Source organism: Pseudomonas sp. ICMP22404 (assembly GCF_006227205.1).
Classification (GTDB): domain Bacteria; phylum Pseudomonadota; class Gammaproteobacteria; order Pseudomonadales; family Pseudomonadaceae; genus Aquipseudomonas.
In genome coordinates this window covers 30,215-47,156 of record NZ_VCNG01000023.1, presented here as the reverse complement: position 1 = coordinate 47,156, position 16,942 = coordinate 30,215, and the positions used below count along the sequence as shown (strand labels likewise).

At 53.6% G+C, this 16,942-nt stretch carries 11 protein-coding genes; 8 read left to right on the top strand and 3 right to left on the bottom strand.

Features of this window, described 5'->3' with window-relative positions; genetic code table 11:
* Positions 1–631 precede the first annotated feature (631 nt).
* The 5 genes from FGE05_RS27995 to FGE05_RS27975 all read left to right on the top strand — a co-directional run bounded on the left by FGE05_RS27995 (position 632) and on the right by FGE05_RS27975 (position 8,512).
* On the top strand, positions 632–2,524 hold the full coding sequence (locus FGE05_RS27995; protein WP_139650079.1) for an ATP-dependent endonuclease: 1,893 nt from the start codon (positions 632–634) through the stop codon (positions 2,522–2,524).
* Positions 2,521–4,278 carry an ATP-dependent helicase gene (locus FGE05_RS27990; RefSeq protein ID WP_139650077.1) on the top strand — a complete coding sequence of 586 codons (1,758 nt, stop codon included), beginning with the start codon at positions 2,521–2,523 and terminating at the stop codon, positions 4,276–4,278. Before FGE05_RS27995 ends, FGE05_RS27990 begins: the two co-directional genes overlap by 4 nt.
* 207 nt (positions 4,279–4,485) lie before the next feature.
* Positions 4,486–5,724: a hypothetical protein gene (locus tag FGE05_RS27985; protein WP_139650075.1), complete on the top strand. Its 1,239-nt coding sequence runs from the start codon at positions 4,486–4,488 to the stop codon at positions 5,722–5,724.
* Between the two features lie 130 nt (positions 5,725–5,854).
* Complete coding sequence (locus FGE05_RS27980) at positions 5,855–7,156, top strand: helix-turn-helix domain-containing protein (protein ID WP_139650074.1); 1,302 nt, start codon at positions 5,855–5,857, stop codon at positions 7,154–7,156.
* 189 nt (positions 7,157–7,345) lie between these two features.
* Positions 7,346–8,512, top strand: coding sequence for a reverse transcriptase family protein (locus tag FGE05_RS27975; protein WP_139650073.1), 1,167 nt, complete (start codon positions 7,346–7,348; stop codon positions 8,510–8,512).
* A gap of 266 nt (positions 8,513–8,778) precedes the next feature.
* Here the strand turns inward: FGE05_RS27975 and FGE05_RS27970 are convergent, their stop codons facing one another.
* Both FGE05_RS27970 and FGE05_RS27965 read right to left on the bottom strand, forming a co-directional pair.
* Positions 8,779–9,312, bottom strand: a complete 534-nt coding sequence (locus FGE05_RS27970) for a hypothetical protein (protein WP_139650072.1) — start codon at positions 9,310–9,312, stop codon at positions 8,779–8,781.
* Positions 9,305–10,180, bottom strand: coding sequence for a WYL domain-containing protein (locus tag FGE05_RS27965; protein WP_139650071.1), 876 nt, complete (start codon positions 10,178–10,180; stop codon positions 9,305–9,307). Before FGE05_RS27965 ends, FGE05_RS27970 begins: the two co-directional genes overlap by 8 nt.
* Positions 10,181–10,309: 129 nt before the next feature.
* Here FGE05_RS27965 and FGE05_RS27960 point away from each other — a divergent pair, with 129 nt between their 5' ends.
* From FGE05_RS27960 to FGE05_RS27950, 3 genes are all read left to right on the top strand, one after another.
* A complete protein-coding gene (locus FGE05_RS27960) occupies positions 10,310–11,500 on the top strand; it encodes a metallohydrolase (protein WP_139650070.1) in 1,191 nt (396 codons plus the stop codon).
* Positions 11,497–13,722: a Mov34/MPN/PAD-1 family protein gene (locus FGE05_RS27955; RefSeq protein WP_139650069.1), complete on the top strand. Its 2,226-nt coding sequence runs from the start codon at positions 11,497–11,499 to the stop codon at positions 13,720–13,722. Before FGE05_RS27960 ends, FGE05_RS27955 begins: the two co-directional genes overlap by 4 nt.
* Positions 13,723–13,981: 259 nt before the next feature.
* A complete protein-coding gene (locus tag FGE05_RS27950) occupies positions 13,982–14,425 on the top strand; it encodes a hypothetical protein (RefSeq protein WP_139650068.1) in 444 nt (147 codons plus the stop codon).
* 482 nt (positions 14,426–14,907) lie between these two features.
* On the opposite strand, the gene FGE05_RS27945 is transcribed toward FGE05_RS27950, so the two are convergent.
* Positions 14,908–16,224, bottom strand: coding sequence for a hypothetical protein (locus FGE05_RS27945; protein ID WP_139650067.1), 1,317 nt, complete (start codon positions 16,222–16,224; stop codon positions 14,908–14,910).
* Positions 16,225–16,942: the final 718 nt, after the last annotated feature.

The following is a 16,942-nucleotide window of genomic DNA, read 5'->3' as shown; positions in this document are numbered from 1 at the left end:
GGCCCGTGGTGAGCGGCCGACGATGGAGCGGTTACACCTGGAACTCGGTCCTGGTCGCCAGACCTGCCGGCGGAAGTGTCTCAGGCCTTCGTCGCCATCTGGCAGCAGGCGATGGAGTACTAGAGCAATCAGTGGACGAGCAGCGCAAGGTGCTGACGGAGAAGCTCGAGCAATTAGCCATGCTGGGAGTCCGAGCCGCACACGCACACTGACAGGCTGGCGAGGCGGTAGCGGCCCGCCAAGCGGTTGAAACCCAGCTGGCATAAACAATTGCTGGATCAGCGGCAAGTTCATACAGCATCTCAACGGACGCAAGCCGACATCCTATCTCAGCAACTGACGCTTCAAGTCCTCCTAGCCAGTGTCGAAACCGAAGGGCCGTAAACGTCCCACAATGGCTTCAAAGCGGAAAAAGTAAGAATTCAGCCTGCGCCTCTCCGTGCTGGCGCTATTTATTGATTGGGGCGACGGCTTAAAACCAGGCTAGGGGGGCCTTGCTCGCCGTTCTGCACCACTGTGTAGCAACGCACCTATAGATCATGGGCTAATGGCCTATGGACATCCTTCGGCCATTTAGAGACATTGGTCAGACCCCGCGGGCGCCAACGTTAAACGGCAAGGATGAGATTTAATGTACTTGAAACAGCTAGAGATTGAGGGCTTCAAGAGTTTCGGCAGGCGTTTCACGGTTGAGTTCCACGCAGGGCTGAACGTGTTGGTCGGAGAAAATGGAGCCGGAAAAACCGGCGTGATCAATGCGTTGCGTCAGTTGTTTCAGGATTCGGAGTCGGGTAAACGCTCGGTCGCCGAGCGCGACTTTCACAAGTCGTTCGAGCTTGATGCCGTGCCAGCCTCCAGTTTCGCCATCAAGGCGATATTTGGCGACCTCAGCATCTTTGAGAAAGTCGCACTCGATTCCTGGTGTGGCGAGCAGGACGAGGCGGTGCTTAATTTGACCGTGCTCAACCGCGAGATGCGCGGTCGCTATAGTCAGGACTTGTGGGGCGGAGCTATCAGGACGGGCGTCTTTAACCAGCAGACGCTGGACCTTATTCACTGCATCTATTTGCCGCCGCTGCGTGATGCGGAGCAAAAGTTACGGGAAGGGCGACAGTCCAGACTATCCAGGCTGATGAAGGCTTTATGCAAGGATCAGTTGCAAGCCTGCGCCAAGACCGGAACGTTGCATCCTCTTGAAGTAAAAGTCGCTGACTTCAACTCCCAGTTGGCCGCTGAACAGGACATTAAACGGGCGAACGCTCTGATCTCTAGTAGTCTGCGTGCGGCTCTCGGGGAAAGGCTGTCGCAAAACACGACGATTCAGTTTTTCGAATCCAACTTCACCAGGATCGTCGAAGGTTTGCGGTTGCTGTATTTCCCCAACGCATCACCCGCCGAACTGTCGCAATTCCGCTCACTGGATGAGAACAGTCTGGGCTACAACAATCTGCTCTATATCGCCTCCATCCTCGCCGAGTTGATTGTCGAAGATGGCGAGGGACCAGGGGAGCGCACACTGCATAAGCTGTTGCTGATTGAGGAGCCCGAAGCGCACCTGCATCCGCAGCTGCAAATCAGGCTCTTAAAACACCTACAGGAGGTGGCCCTCAACAAGAATATTCAGGTGGTGATTACTACCCATTCAACGGTGATTTCGTCAGCTGTTTCCATCAATAACATCATCCATATCAATGGCGGCGTCGAACCATTGGCCGTTCCGGCGCGCTTTTGCGGTCTGTCGGAACCAAGTCGGCGATTTATCGACCGCTGGCTGGACGTCACCAAGTCCAACCTACTTTTTTCTAAAGGCGTCATTCTTGTCGAGGGTGTGGCCGAAGCCATTGTGCTACCAGAGCTGGCTAAAATCGTTCTCGCGAATCGCGGCAAAGGGTTGAACACGTTGGACGACTATGGGGTGTCCGTCATCAATCTCAATGGCATCTATTTCGCCCATTTCATGCAACTGTTTTGCGAAGTCGAGGGGCAAATGCGTAGCCGTAACCTGCCCATCCCCTGCGCAGGTCTCACTGATAAGGATCCGGTCAAAACCCAGAAGGTGCGGGTACAGGATCAGTTGGTCGACGTGGTCGTGAAACCGCATGCAAGGAATTTGGCGGACGGGACCAACCCTGCACTGGGCCTGATCCCCAACATTGCGATGTCCCAATACGGGCGCTTGTTTAGTGGCGAGCTGAAAACCTTTGAGTATGACCTCGCAATGACGGCGAGCAATCTGCAGCTGATGCTGCAGGTGGCGTATGACAACTGGCCCACCGATGGCCCGATCAAGGCTTCGTTCAATGACATGCTTGCGGCCGACTTTGGGGCTCTGTCTGAAGCGCAGAAAGCCGAATATGCCTACGAGCTTTTGGAACGCATTGATTCCAATAGTATGGGGAAGGGGCTGTACGCCCAGCTACTGGCCGACAAGCTTGAACAGGGCAACTGCGCGTTTGCCGTACCGTACTACATCCAACAGGCCATCTTTTGGGCGTGCGCTATCGCTGAGGAAGCAGTTCAATGACCTTTCCCAGCGAAGAGCAGCGGCGGTACCTCGACTCCTCCATTGACGACAATGTTTACCTGGAAGCCTGTCCAGGGAGCGGAAAAACCGAAGTGATTGCCGCCAAGGTGGCGCGCGAAATCGAAGATTGGCAAGATTATCCGGGGGGGATCGCGCTGTTGTCATTTGCCAACAGCGCCGCCGATGAGCTGAGGAGCCGGCTGATCGCTCACCGGCAACGGGCCCCGGTGGCCTACCCGCACTGGGTGTCGACGATTGACAGCTTCATCCTCAATTGTCTCGTGGGGCCCGTCGCCCATCGACTCACCGGCTATGCCGGCAAGGATGGCGACTTCCGGCTGCGGTTAGTCGATGCCTCGTCAACGGTTTACGTCAAAACTAAATACGCCATAGAACACATCCACGTTCCCGCCAACCAGTATGACTTTGATCTGGCTACGGGACAGTTTGTCTTCCGGACGGGGGAGCCAGGGCTGGACCGTAAGCTGAACGCCGCGGTCTTGGCCGAGTGGCAATTGCGTGACCTCAGAGATGCCAAGACGCGTTTCAAAGCGGCAGGTTTTGCCACGTACCGAGATGTCGAACATCTCGCCATCCAGATCCTGCAGGAGGCAAAGTTGTCAGCCTTTTGCGCGCGATTGGCCTTGCGCTATCCATTTTTGGTGATTGACGAGTGTCAGGATCTCTCGGTGGAGCAGTTGACCGTCCTGGAAGGTTTACTCAAGCTGGGTGTGAAAATGCATATCGTAGGGGATCTCAACCAGTCTATTTACGGGTTTCGCCATGCGGATCCTGTACGTGTCGTACGGTTCATCCGCGATCATGGATTTACCTGTCTGCTACTGCGTCAGAACTTTCGCAGTTCGCAGGCCATTGTCGACCTGTGCTCTGAGCTGGTGCCGGGAAGCAAAATTCACGGCAATCCAACGATTCAACCGGCTGTGCCAGTGATTGTCGAGTATGACGACTGTCCCTCGGAAGCGATGCCTCTGTTCATGCGCCTCAGTGATAGCTATGCGAACCGGGTGATCGTCTCGCGTGGTCATTCGACGCTGAACCGGTTTTTCAGCGGCGCCAACGACCTGAACGATACTGAACGCTTGGCACTTGCTTGCTCCTTGGCGTGCAATGATTCGGCGTTCGCCATCCAGAAGTCGCTCGCGCTGTTTGGAGGGTGGCTGGCGAGCAAGTTGAACTACTCAGCAAAACCCAACGCCTTTCACTGCCCTGTGGATGTCGAATCCGAACTCGAATGGCGATTGTTTCTTCATCAGGCGTTGGCATTTTTCACAAGCACAGGCGCCTCTGTCGCGGGTCAGCACTGGAGTGGGTGGTGCCGGGTGGCCAAGGCCCGTCTCAATGAACTGCCAATGCAGGCCTTTGTCATCGCGGATATCGCTGTGGCTATTGCTCCACTGGCAGCACATGGGTTGCGCTCCCCGGCGGGACTCGGTGAGCAACTGGTCACTCAGAGACTTTCATTGGTGGCGTTGCACCAGAGTCGCATTCGGCTGGCAACGATTCATGAGATCAAAGGAGAAACCCACGAAGCGACAATGCTGGTCTCGGCCTCCAGACGAGGGGATCAGTCACATTGGGCGGATTGGATTAGTGACAAGAACTTGGAAGCGGCAAGGCTTGCCTATGTCGCGAGTTCAAGACCCAGGAATTTGTTGGTTTGGGCAGTCAAAAAATTGAAAGCCGCAGAACGAACCACCCTCCAACGGCTTGGATTTGAAATTGCTCATCGATAATCCAGCAATGACAAATGTAAATCCTCGAACCAAGAGAACCTCGTGCGCGAAGAGGCGAGTTGTACGCTAGCTTTTACTCGCTTGTTGACCCCGCAAGCTAGCGAGTTTCGGATAGCTGAGCAAACTTCCACAATTCAGTAGATGTCAATGGGGCCTAAACACGACTTCGAGTGTTCCAAGACATGAGTGATATCAAGGAGAAAGCGCTTGCAGCCAGCAGTAATCGATGTGTTGTATCGAGCGGTGGTTTTTAATCATCAGGAGGCTTGGCAGCAGCTCGATGAGCGCGCTGCTGAGTGCGCAGCGATGCGGAGCTTAATCAGTACCGATCAAAGAGGAGGAATAGATCTAAGTCTTGGACTTGGCGTGGATGGCAACGAATTTATAATCCCGATTATTCAGGGGCCTAGGGCGTTTTTTGTTTCAGCGAAGACGGCTGTGCAGGGAGCGCTGCAGGCAGGTCGCTCCGATCTGTTGCTTGATTACTCGCTTAGTTTTGACTCGAATTTCGCTGAAAGATTAAGGCGGCTAATCAATCAAAAAACTGCTTCTGCAGATCAGGATCTTGCACGAGTCAAAAGCGTTCTCATGTTGAAGGCGAACAATCCGCGGGTCCAATTCGATATTTTGCCGTTTCTTTATGAGAATGTCCGATTTTCAAGAGATGACGCCAGTAACGAACGACCGATCGACACGCTTGTCGCGTTCCGCACTTTGGACTATCTCGATTGGGAGCGCTACCGCAACACAGAGGAGTTGCACTTTAATGGCGAATCGATCCGCGCCTTGAAGGCACGACTTCGTCCTGCGGCTGAGCGGTTTGTTTGCGATCTTCACACGAACGAAGATTTTTTACGCCATGAGGCATCAGCCTTGGCTACAGAAGCCTTACTGCTGAGGCTGGCGGGGCTTTGGCATGTACCCAATCGAGATGTGAAAACGATCTTTGGAAAACTGATCGATTACTGCGTCAGTGATCTAGGTTTCATTCCGATGACCGACTTGAGTTTGATCTGGAAAGGAATAGCGACCAAACAGCCGGCCGGCTTTTTTGGACCTGTCACTGGTCGTTCGCACAAAATGCTCGAAGAAACAAAGGGAATGGCTTGGGATATCTCACACCTACGATTAATGGAGCGTATGGCCGCTCAATATAGCTATGACGCTTTTTATATTCCGTTTTTTGTCTCGTTAGATGCCAAGTGGCGGGCGTTACTGCATTTGAATCCGATCCGCTTCATGTTGTTCGATGACAACACTCGTCGGATGCTCTCTGGGCGGGCAGATGAAGCGAGCTTCCAGGAGATCTGTCTATCCAGCGCTAGCGAAAACACTAAACGTTTCCTATCTCCTGCACACGTTGAAAAGCGTCGCGCTGCCGCCTTGTCGTTGAGCATTGATGCCATGCACACTTTGGTGCGGAAAGAGCAGGAGTGCTGGTTGTGAATAGGATCCTTCCGAAAGTGTCGGCGGAATGGCTATGGAGCAGGGACTATCATCTGAACTAGCACAATGGGCTATAAATGCCACCACGCCTACCGTGCAGACCACACCGGCTGATAGGAATATGTGAACCATGGACAAGCCTACTCCCATAGCGAGTGACGCCCGCGCCCGCGCCTGGCTAGAGCAGTTCAATCTTGGCGACCGTTCGCGTGCCCGGAAGCTGCTGGAGGCGTTTGCTTTCGTATCGCGAGATGACTTCATCAATCACATGCGTGCCATGCTCCTGCGGGAAGCAGAATCGATACAGGGCACCGTGGCGCTGTATGCCGAGCGCGAACTTAGGCATCGCTTGGGTAAACCTAACCGTTTGTTCAGCGAAACCCGACGCTCCATCAGGCGTGCCATTGGCGCAAAAGGGCCTGACGCGGTGAGGCCAACGAAAGCCTATGACCCCTCGGTTGGCAGTGAAGGCATTGTTGCACAGATGATTTCTCAGCTTTGCCAGGAATATCCCGGAAAATTCCTGAATCACCCTGGCCCGGAGCAAATTCGCCGAAAACGTGTACGGGCTTTCTGGGTGGTTACGGATCTTATTGGAAGCGGTGATCGAGCATCAAGCTATCTTGAAGCGGCGTGGCTTGTGAGATCCGTCCGCAGTTGGTGGTCAGGAAAACTGATGAGCTTTGCTGTCATGGCGTATTCCGCCACTGGATTGGGTGAGCGTCGGGTAACCAGACATCCATCAAAACCGACAATCCATATCGTTCTACCCTGTCCCACCATCGACACTTGTTTTTCCGCCAAAGAAGCCGAGCAGATGAAGGTGCTTTGCACCACTTACGATCCCACTGATGGGGAACCAGGCCACGGTCCATGGTTTTGGTGCGGCCCAAGCCTTGGCTACGGCAACACCGGAGCGCTGCTTGTATTCGCACACGGTGCGCCCAACAACGTCCCGCTGATGTTTCACAAGGCCTCAAAGGACAAGAAAAAAACTTGGACGCCTTTGTTCCCCGCCCGGGTTTCAGCCGGTATCAGCAAAGAGGTGTTCGGGATTGACTTGACGGCCGAGAGCATCAGCGCTCGCCTGGCTAACCTTGGCGACCAGAACCTAGCCAAGTCCAAGGCGATTTTGAAATCCGACATCGACACAGGAATGTCTTTCCTAGTGCTAAGCGCGCTGTTGCGGCGCTCCCGCATGAGCGACCGCGCACTTGCAACTCGAACGGGCCTGAAAACGTATGAGCTGTCGAATCTTCTCCAAACAATGACTCGGTACGGGTGGATTGACTCCCAACGCAGGCTCACTGACAGAGGTTATGGCCAGCTCGAGCATGCCAGAAAGCAAGAGCATCTCGCAAAAGAAGCCGCACCTGTTGGCAATCTGATACTAGAGCCTTACTATCCATCCTCGTTGAGGCATCCAGTCTAGATTCTAGCTCCGGCGTACGTTCCTAGAATGTTGCTGCCATGATGGGTTGGATTCTCAACTCATCACCGGGCGCAGACTACTGCTGCCCTATGTCTTAGCTCCTGCTTACGGTTAAGCGCTCACGCCACAGTCTAGTGGCGTAGCCTTCTGACTGTGGCGCGAGCACTCACCCTGCGGGTGTCAAAGTAGATGAAGGACTGGACGCCTCAACACTACCGCCGAGCCAAAGGAGCAGAGACCGTTGCAGCCCAAGTCATGGAAGCTGCTATCGCGGCGTCTCAGAAGACGGTCGCCGTTCATCCGTCACTGCCCCCAATATTGACCCTCAAGCATCTCGCCCATCTTACCCAGGTGCCTTACAAACATCTGAGAGATTACGTTACTCGCGAGACTGAGTCCTACAAGATATTCCGCGTCCGAAAGCGCGCCCGGCCGGGTCAGCCTACCGCATTCCGCGTGATTTGCGTTCCACCTCCGAGCCTGTCAGTAGCACAGCGTTGGATCGCGCAACACGTATTGGCCAAAGCCAGGCCTCATGCGGCCAGCACGGCCTTTGCACGCAACTGCAGGCTCATTGACGCGGCTTCGCCTCATTGTGCGAGTCGCTGGTTAATCAAGATCGATGTCCAAAGATTTTTCGAATCAATCTCGGAAATCGACTGCTACCGGGTTTTCCGTAACCTCGGATACCAGCCCTTGGTATCGTTTGAACTGACACGCCTCTGCACCCGAAACGGTAACTTCAGTCGCATCCGCCGCGCCATTAAATGGCGGCGAAAGGTTTCCTTGTCCAAATCAAAGATTCCCAAGTATGCGTCTCGCGACATTGGCCATCTTCCACAAGGCGCTGCCACCAGTCCCATGCTCGCAAACCTTGCGATGATAGAAGCCGACAACCTGATAACCGAGCTTGCCGGGAGGTTTGGGCTAACCTACACCCGCTACGCGGATGATCTTACGCTCTCTACAACTGACGTTGCATTCAAGCGGGAGCAGGCTCGCCGGACAGTGAATGAGGTCTATAGGATCCTCTACCAATTTGGGCTTAACCCAAACCTGGCCAAGACTACGATTTCATCGCCACGGAGCCGAAAGGTCGTGCTGGGGCTACAGGTGGCTCAGGAGTCACCCAGGCTGACCCGAACATTCAAAATGAAAATCCGGATGCACTTACATTACTTGGAGCGCGAGGACGTAGGACCGTTGAAACATGCAGAGCGTCGGGGCTTTTCAGCGGTTGCTGGCATGCGCAACCATCTGATGGGACTCGCTGCCTACGCCATTCAGATCGAGCCTGACTATGGCGAAGCGGTAAAGGCAAGGCTGGAAGCAGTGAAGTGGCCGGTGTTGTACTGATGGTAATGTACTGATGACCAGCAGCGAAGAGAGTGAAAGCGAGCATTTGCTTTCGCATCTGTGGACTCCAATTGACCTGTGCAGGGTATATCGTACTTATTGGTCTGTTCTTAGCCAGCGGCGGTTGCTTCTTGTCCTTCTGCAGATCATCCGACCTTCTCTGAGGTGCTGACGGAGCTACAGGTATGAGGTGCCACTGAGCACCCATGCCAAGTCATGGACAGAAGGCTGGTAACCTATCGTTTTACATCCCAAAAAGATCAGGCTTAAGGTGTCGTTGGGGGAGAGGGTTTGGTTGGCTCGGCCTGATCCGCTTTGACCTGCCCGCTGCGCGTTTTATCAATGCCCCAAACCGCCTTCGCAACCTCCTCAATTTTCGCCACGAACTTGTCGACGTTGAAGCCAGCTATAAAGGCCAGTGCGAAAAATCCAATTTCGCTTGCTCCGGCGTTCGCGGTCGACTCCAGTACCAACAAACCTGCTTTCAAGAAGAGGTAGCTCACTGCACCAGCAATTGTGCTGGTGATGGGACGGATGAAATACCAGACGTGCCAGTCCGAATCCCAGCGTTTGTAAACGCACTTGTTGAGGTAGATCGCGCGGAAGCAGTACAGGGCTCCGCCAACGTAGGCGATCGCGCCACACATCAAAGGCACTCTCAGCGGCCTATAGGGTTCAGAAAGCCAACCCAGAGCCATTGCACCGATGGAATAGGTCGCGAAGACCAGTAGTGCCAGCAGATACAAGATGATGGGAATCGTCAGATTCCTCTTTGGCTTGGCTGGAGTTGCTTCACTCATTTATTGCTGACTCCTTGTGAGCGTTCTCAATCCGAAGCATCACGATTTGCTGATGTTCATTGACTGGATCGCCTGGCTTCTCATTCAGATTCAGCCGGCGGTTTAGGTAATACAGTTGTGCCTTGCGAGCCTTAAGCCGAGCTTCACCATTCACCATTTGGTAATCATGCTCGATCGCTTTTCGCTTTTGAGGCGGGTAGCTCGGATTCGGGCCGATGACCACTTCGATGAAGGTCTCCCATTCAACGTCTTCTGGCACCTCTGAAGGAGGGGCGAACGAAGCTTTCAGAGCATTGATGCGACCTAGAACGAAATCCTTGAAGGCCTGTGATTTGAAGCAGAAGGCGCGGGTGTGCCAACGGAAACCGTCATGGGCAAACGACATTGGGAGGATTGTCCGAACGGCGGGCTCGTCGAAGTTGGTCATTGATCGATAGTCGACGTCCACGGCCTCGCCGACCTGGAGCGCCCGAATCAGCTTGATCAGGATCTGCTGATCAACCTGCCTCGTGGGGGACGGCAGGCTTGCAACGGGGGGCGTCCAACCGATGAAGCTATCCGTGGGGGCGATATTGCCAACGCCGCGCTGCAGCAGCTCATTCAAATAGTACGCTGGATCTGGGTTGGTCAGGACGGGTTTGAAGTCAGGGCCTGCCACATAGGCTTTTAGCGTTCGGTCGTAGGCCATGTTTTCAGGGGCAAGCTCCTGATAGGTCGCGAAATCCAGTGACGCTTGGGGGACAGAAATCCCAAAAAAGCTAGTCAGGTCTGAGCGATTAAGTTTTCGCTCCCACAGCAGCCGAAAGTCAATGAATTCAAGGCGGCGCTCTTGGCCCCAACGTCCGGTACGAGTAACGGTTGCAGTCATTTGAAAACAGCCTGGTCGTTGATGGGTATAAAAAATATTCGCATAGTATCTAGACGCGTTTAATTTCTATACGTATCTTACCTTGACTGTAGCGTTTCTCAAAGATGGCGCACTGCCCGGGGAGGGATAATGTCTGCCAAGGTAACGTTTTTCCAAGTAGGTACCGGCGACATGACGTTGATTCGGCTGGCCGATACGTCTGTCACCAGCATTCTGATTGACTCCCGGATCCGACAGGCAGCGGACAACCCGGACGATGACATGCCTGACGTAGGGAGGGCGCTAAGGGAACGGCTGCAGTGGGATGCCAAGGATCGTCCATTCGTCAACGCCTTCCTGCTGAGTCATCCTGACCAAGACCATTGCGCGGGTCTGAGGAATCACTTCTGGCTCGGCGATCCTGCGGATTACCCTGACGATGACAAGAGTCGTTGGGAAAAACGTATTTTGATCCGTGAAATGTGGTCGTCGCCGCTGGTATTCCGTCGGAGCTCGAAGACCCACATTCTCTGTGAGGACGCGAAGGCTTTCGATAAAGAGGCACGGCGCCGAGTGACCTACTGGCGCAACCATCGGATCGCAGGTGATGGGAACCGAATCCGCATCATGGGCGAAGACAACCAGGGGAAGACTGACGACCTAGGTCCCATTCTGGTTAAAGCCGGCCAGACCTTCAGCCAGATCGCAGGTGAAAGCCTGCCGCAGTATTTCACTTCGCACTTACTTGCTCCGGCACCGCATGAAGATGATGCGGATCTGGAAGACAAGCTGTCGAAAAACGAGTCGAGCGTGATTATGAATATTCAGATCTCGCCATTTGCTTACTCGCAAACAAAAACCAAGTTCCTGGTCGGTGGTGATGCTGAGGTATTGATCTGGGAGCGGATGTGGAGTCATTACGCGTCCACGCCCGAAGTACTTGAATATGATCTGCTCCTGGCTCCGCACCACTGTTCCTGGCACACCTTGTCTTGGGACAGTTGGTCAGGCAAGGGGGAAGAGGCCAAGATTAGCTGGGACGCCCGACAAGCCTTGAGCCAAGCACGCTATGGCGCAACGATCGTCTCCAGTAGTGTCGAGATTCTCGACGATGATTGCGATCCACCCTGCATTCGGGCGAAGCGGGAATATCAGGACATCCTGGACGAAGTGGATGGTTGGTTTTCTTGCACAGGGGATCTTGGCGAGAAGGCTTGCATGGACTTCGAGGTTCGGTCGGATGGCAAGGTCAAGCTGCTGGCGGTTGCTGCAGCGCTTGCCGGAGCGGTACCGAGCTCCGTAGCGGCGTCGATTCCGCCTCGCGCGGGCAAATGCGAATGATCGAGTACTACGAACTCGGTGAGCCATGGGCCGGGTCAGGGGAAGATCAACTCTATCCCCAGACCCAGGCGCTGCTCAACGCCTTACGGGCGTGTCCCTACACCGAAGTTCGAGAAATCAGGAGGAACAAGCCGGGGACTACAGTCAGCGAATACATCGTCATCGATGCTGGAGACGGTACAGTGGATTCGGGAAATCTCGCCGGAATCAGGCGACGCGAGCGACTGGCCGTAGGGGTGAACCCCGGCTTCCGCGTGCAGGTGGTGGTCTACGCACTGCGCAAAGACTTTCCTGTGCTGTCGCACCAGCATCCACCATCCGCAGGCGGGGCTAGGGTGCTTTGTCTGTATGACCACGCGTGGTCGACGGTCGAGCGAACCTGGACACCGGAGCGTTTCATTGCTCGGATGTTCTGGTGGCTGCGAGAGTCTGCGCTATTGAAGCTGCACAGGGAAGATCAGCCGCTTGAGCAGCTTTTTTTCCTGAGCCCTTACCAGCTCATCCTGCCTTCCAACTATGCCGATTACGCAAAGTCGAATAGCAACACGTTGACCGTCAGCAAAGTGGATGCAGGTGATTCGATCATCTTGAGGGCCGACCCCACTGAACCAGGTGATCAGTCGAAGAAGGTCAGGATGGTTTCAATGGTGGTCAATCCTGTGGGATCGCCAACGTTGGCGGGTTATCCCGAGACATTGGGTGATCTGCATGACCAACTGGTCTCTTGGGGCAGCGACCTCTATCAAGTACTCCATGCGAACGTTTATGAGGCCGTTGAAGGTGGTGTTTCTGCTGCGTCCGCCCAAGGACAAGGCGTCCTCATCACTGTCTGGATTCCGCGCGTACGCGATGGCGAGGCTGAGCGATTTGACGTCGCTGGGTACATGCTGGACGTCTCTCTGTTTGACCTTGCAAAGGCCCTGGATATGTTGGCGCCGCCCGATTCGAACGGGGTGAGTCACCGTAGCTTCGTCATCGGCGGAACTGGCGGTACTGCCTGGCGAGCGTTCACGCTTATGTCGGTAGAGGTTCGAACGGCTCTTACACCCAAAGCCGCCCGCGATCTATCGGGCACCCCTGAAGAAAACAGTGACCTCCTAGGCGTCCTGGCCGGGGTAGGGGCCTTAGGCAGCGTATTGGCTGATCTGTGGATTCGCCAAGGCTGGGGGCGGTGGACGATCATAGACCCTGATCGGGTGCTGCCTCACAATTTATGTCGCCATGTGGCGTTCGATTCGTGCGTTGGCCTGCCAAAGGTCAATGTCGTGAGCGAACTGGCTGCCGCAATCTTTCCAAACTGGGTTCCACCCAAGGCAATTGCCAAAAGCCTGCTTGAGGGCAGTGAAGAGATAGCCTCGTCGTTGAGCGCTGCGCAAATCGTGGTGGATGTGACGACTACATTAGAAGTGCCACGTGAGCTCGCTCACAGGCAGGATGTTCCCCGAACCGTGAGTTTGTTCGTTACGCCTTCAGGACTCTCAAGCGTGATGATTCTCGAAGATCAGGACAGGCTTCAGCGCATCGATGGCCTGGAGGGACAATACTACCGAGCAATTCTGGAGAACGATTGGGGACGTGAGCATTTAGCCTTGCCTCTGGGGGATCGCTGGGTGGGCGGTGGCTGCCGTGACATTTCGGTAAGGATGTCTGGCGAGTCCATTCATGGTCATGCAGGGATCCTTTCCCGGCAACTGCGGCAGGCAGTGGCCAAGCCACAGGCCAGGATTTGCGTCTGGGAGTCAGATGACCAATCCGGATCAGTCACCGCTCATGAGATCGGCATTGCGCAAGTGCACACGGTGCAATCATCCGGCTGGACGGTGAAGTACGACGAGTCACTGGTTCACAAATTGTACGCTGCTCGGCAGAAGACCCTGCCGAACGAAACGGGTGGCGCGATCCTTGGCGTCACCGATCTGAAGACAAAAACAATTGTCGTTGTTGACGTTCTGCCGGCACCGCCAGACAGCGAGGCCAGTTCGAGCCATTTCATCAGAGGACAAGAAGGCCAGGCGAAAGCGCTGGAGGTGGTACATCAACGTACTGCCGGCATGGTGGACTATGTGGGCGAATGGCATTCGCATCCCGATGGGTGTCCTGCTTGTCCGAGTGAACTCGACGATAATCTGTTGAGCACCCTGCATCGTAAGATGAGCGTTGAGGGATTGCCGGCGCTCATGGTGATCGCTGCCAAAGGTGCGGTAGGGATTTTTGTGCGTTGATTAGAGCGCATGCGTTTTGAGTTTGAGGGAAGGTGAAACAGGTATGGACACACATCAATTGGGGTGAGTTTCGTTACGACACCTTCACGAAATTGGATGAGTTCAGGGTGTGAGTCGCTGCCATGGCCGTGTAACGGCAGCAGCTGATTGGTGCCGTGTTTATAGCGTGAGCTTTCTCTGAGAGCAGGTGGCTGCGCAAGTTTTAAGCAACAATAAATGACCCTGATTTTGCCGTGCGCGGCGTTTTGGAAGTGAATGTATGTTCAAGGATATTCTCGAAGCTCTAGGGAAGGTAAAGTCCCGTTCGCTGACAATAGTGTTTCTGGCGTTAGCACTTTCTACATTTCTAGAGGAGGGCGGGACAATTGCCCATCCTTTTTCTGCGAGCAGTTTGATACTGCCAATACTGGTGGTGGTGGCTTCGGTCGTTGTGATTGCTTGGGTGCAATTCATTAATCGCCTCAATAGCTACCTGGCCGACCATGATCACGCTAGTTGGGGGCCGATAACTGGTGGAGGGATCCTGGCATTTTGTTTGTCTGTCACTTTTTGGTATGTATCCAGCGTGCCTGACCCTATAAATCTCAAGCTCCTCGGTACGCCGAATTTCATTCGTATGTTTGCGCTCTATCTGTTCGCTATTGAAACCATCAATATTGATCGTTACCTCGTTCGCAATGAGAGAACGGCAAAGCTTGGCTGAAGCAGAGGGGTGAATGCCAGCGGGGTTCGTAATCGCGCTGCGTGTGAGGACCTCCATGCAGTACCAAGTACCACTGAAAGGCTGAGCATCGGGACAAACCTTTTCCAGACAATCGCAGACGGCGATCTAGGTGATTTAGGTTTAGCCGCAGCCAGAGGATGAGCCAAATATCACCGGGCTTTGCAGCGCTCAAGTCGGCGATTAGTGAATTGGCTCCTGAGGGTTTGATTTCAGAAGCGGTGCTAAGCGGCCTGAGAACGAAAGGGTTCGGTGAAGGCAGACAACGATGCCGGTGATTGTTGAAAAGGTCTACATGAATATCTATAGCATAACCTTTAATTTAACTTATGGGCGATGTGATATGTACACAAGAGCGGCAACTAACTGATAAATATGAATATATCCAGGTCACATGCCACTCTAGTGCTCATCGAACCGCGCTCAGAAGAAAAAGGGCGGTTCTGCTAACTTCGCACTGCTTTTCAGTGGAAGTGATAGTGCAGTACAACTGCAGAATGACCATTTGCTCGATGCACTCTAAAGCCGTGCAGATCGTTTGTTACGAGCTTATGCGGATGGTGACCATTGCAGCGGTCAGGAATGCAATGAACGAAATGATCAGGCGAAAATTTGGCAGCCATGCCTTTCACCCATGAGTGCTGTGAGCCATGATGAGGTACTTGTACGGTCGCCACCAAAGCCAATCGATTTGCACCATAGTGCGCCTGCATTGAATTGAACGTTGGCATGTCCATACACAAGTCGCCGAGGCAGAGGAGGCCAGCTCGATCCAGTATCGCTGAAGGACGCCTCGGCGATCTCATTAGCACGCTGCGCTCACCGTCAAAGTACGAACATGCACTCACTTCGCTCAGAGGGCGCACCATCAGGCAGAGCGAGATGTTATTTCGTTGCTTACTAGTCGCTCCGAAGTGGTGCTCATAGACCTTCTTAAAGTGTGATCGCCAATTTCGGTGAAGCCTGAGGGGGTAACTCAATCCAGATGAATCAATCGCAGTTGCGATCTGATCCTGCACGACATCTATTGACGCGAACGATTTTCGTGCTACCCGCGCACCTCCTTTTGTAATAAATAAGTCAGGTTGGTCGGAGTTGAAGAACATAAATTCCAAGGGGAGCGTACCTGGTCCGAAGCTGGCCGCATGATCCATCTCGAATGAGGCGCCGCCCCATTTTTTGGAACGTGCAGCAACTGCCGGTGACATATCATCAACCAAAAGTGGCTCGAGGGATGAGCCAAACACATCATCGCTAGGGCGACTGGCAAGCTCGTCCCACTCAGGCGATGGATTATCGCCGCGATCAGGGAGCGTCGAGCGTTCGTCCCCAGAAACGCCACCCTTCACGAATATCACCGCCCCAACTTGCTCAGAAAGACCACGCGTCAGAAGCCACTGGACTGGATCGAGCTGGAAGAGCGCTGTCGACGCAGAACATGTGCTGGCATCGCCAGCCAAAACCTCTTCAACTCGCTGGCCTATACACATATAAGGGACTGCCAACCAGCGTACGCGCCTGTTTTGTAAGAAATGCTCCACACCGTTCACATGATCGTTGTCAAAGTGGGAAAGAACCAGCAAATCGATTTCCTGCGGCAACCAGCCTGCGATGTTTTGATCATTAATGGCTTTTTCTACACGATGCTGACTTCTAGATCCGCAGTCATAAGCCCAACTGAATGCGGCCCGTCGCAACTTCTTATTCCAAACTACCCCGGTGAAAAACGTTCCGTGGCCTACCGGATGGAAATGTTGACGCACGTGCAGGTGGCAATTCATAACGTTCCTTACCTAAACCCTGATCCAAAAATTGAAATATTATCGGAAGATTAGTGGAGATAATAGCTAATAGCCAGTATCAAAAACACAATCTCCGCCTTGAATCGGCCCTTGGCTTCAGATGATCAGGGCGCCAAAAAATTATCAGCAAACGCCGGGGTGCAAGCCACGCAGACGACGCCCCCACTTCACGACTGGTTGATCTTCACGCGACGGCTTGACGATGCTGATCATTGCAATGTCGTGAGTCAACACCAACAAATGGAGGGATGTCTGGCGCCTCCCTGCAGGAGGCTTAAATATTAGCGCTCTAGTGCTCTCACAACGCTTTATCCACGCCCAAGTAGTTCATGCCCGCGTGAGGCAGCAATAGTATTAGGAATACAATATTGGCTTCAGATGATTGTGAGATCCTCCATTGTGACGATTTTTTAACTAGATTTTAAATTCTAGAGATAGTGGATTTAGTGGACTCAAACGACACGTGCGAGCTTCTCCTACAGTACATAAAGTTTCGCGCACTACGCATTAAACTAAATACGACGCCTAAGGGGTCATAATTTTTCTAAAGTACGACCAGAAATTTAGACTCATTGCTATTCGCAGGCCCGCAATATAGTATTGAGTTTTGCATAAAGTGGCGCTATTTTACCTGTTTGGCTTACCCAGAGACGCTCTTAACAGGAGTCGCATGACTTTCACTTTACCTCAACTAAGT

Excerpts from the sequence above, each read along its gene's own strand:
- FGE05_RS27990 (WP_139650077.1), top strand. The coding sequence starts at position 2,521 with ATGACCTTTCCCAGCGAAGAGCAGCGGCGGTACCTCGACTCCTCCATT.
- FGE05_RS27960 (WP_139650070.1), top strand. The coding sequence starts at position 10,310 with ATGTCTGCCAAGGTAACGTTTTTCCAAGTAGGTACCGGCGACATGACG.
- FGE05_RS27965 (WP_139650071.1), bottom strand. The coding sequence starts at position 10,180 with ATGACTGCAACCGTTACTCGTACCGGACGTTGGGGCCAAGAGCGCCGC.
- FGE05_RS27950 (WP_139650068.1), top strand. The coding sequence starts at position 13,982 with ATGTTCAAGGATATTCTCGAAGCTCTAGGGAAGGTAAAGTCCCGTTCG.
- FGE05_RS27970 (WP_139650072.1), bottom strand. The coding sequence starts at position 9,312 with ATGAGTGAAGCAACTCCAGCCAAGCCAAAGAGGAATCTGACGATTCCC.
- FGE05_RS27980 (WP_139650074.1), top strand. The coding sequence starts at position 5,855 with ATGGACAAGCCTACTCCCATAGCGAGTGACGCCCGCGCCCGCGCCTGG.
- FGE05_RS27955 (WP_139650069.1), top strand. The coding sequence starts at position 11,497 with ATGATCGAGTACTACGAACTCGGTGAGCCATGGGCCGGGTCAGGGGAA.
- FGE05_RS27975 (WP_139650073.1), top strand. The coding sequence starts at position 7,346 with ATGAAGGACTGGACGCCTCAACACTACCGCCGAGCCAAAGGAGCAGAG.
- FGE05_RS27945 (WP_139650067.1), bottom strand. The coding sequence starts at position 16,224 with ATGAATTGCCACCTGCACGTGCGTCAACATTTCCATCCGGTAGGCCAC.
- FGE05_RS27995 (WP_139650079.1), top strand. The coding sequence starts at position 632 with ATGTACTTGAAACAGCTAGAGATTGAGGGCTTCAAGAGTTTCGGCAGG.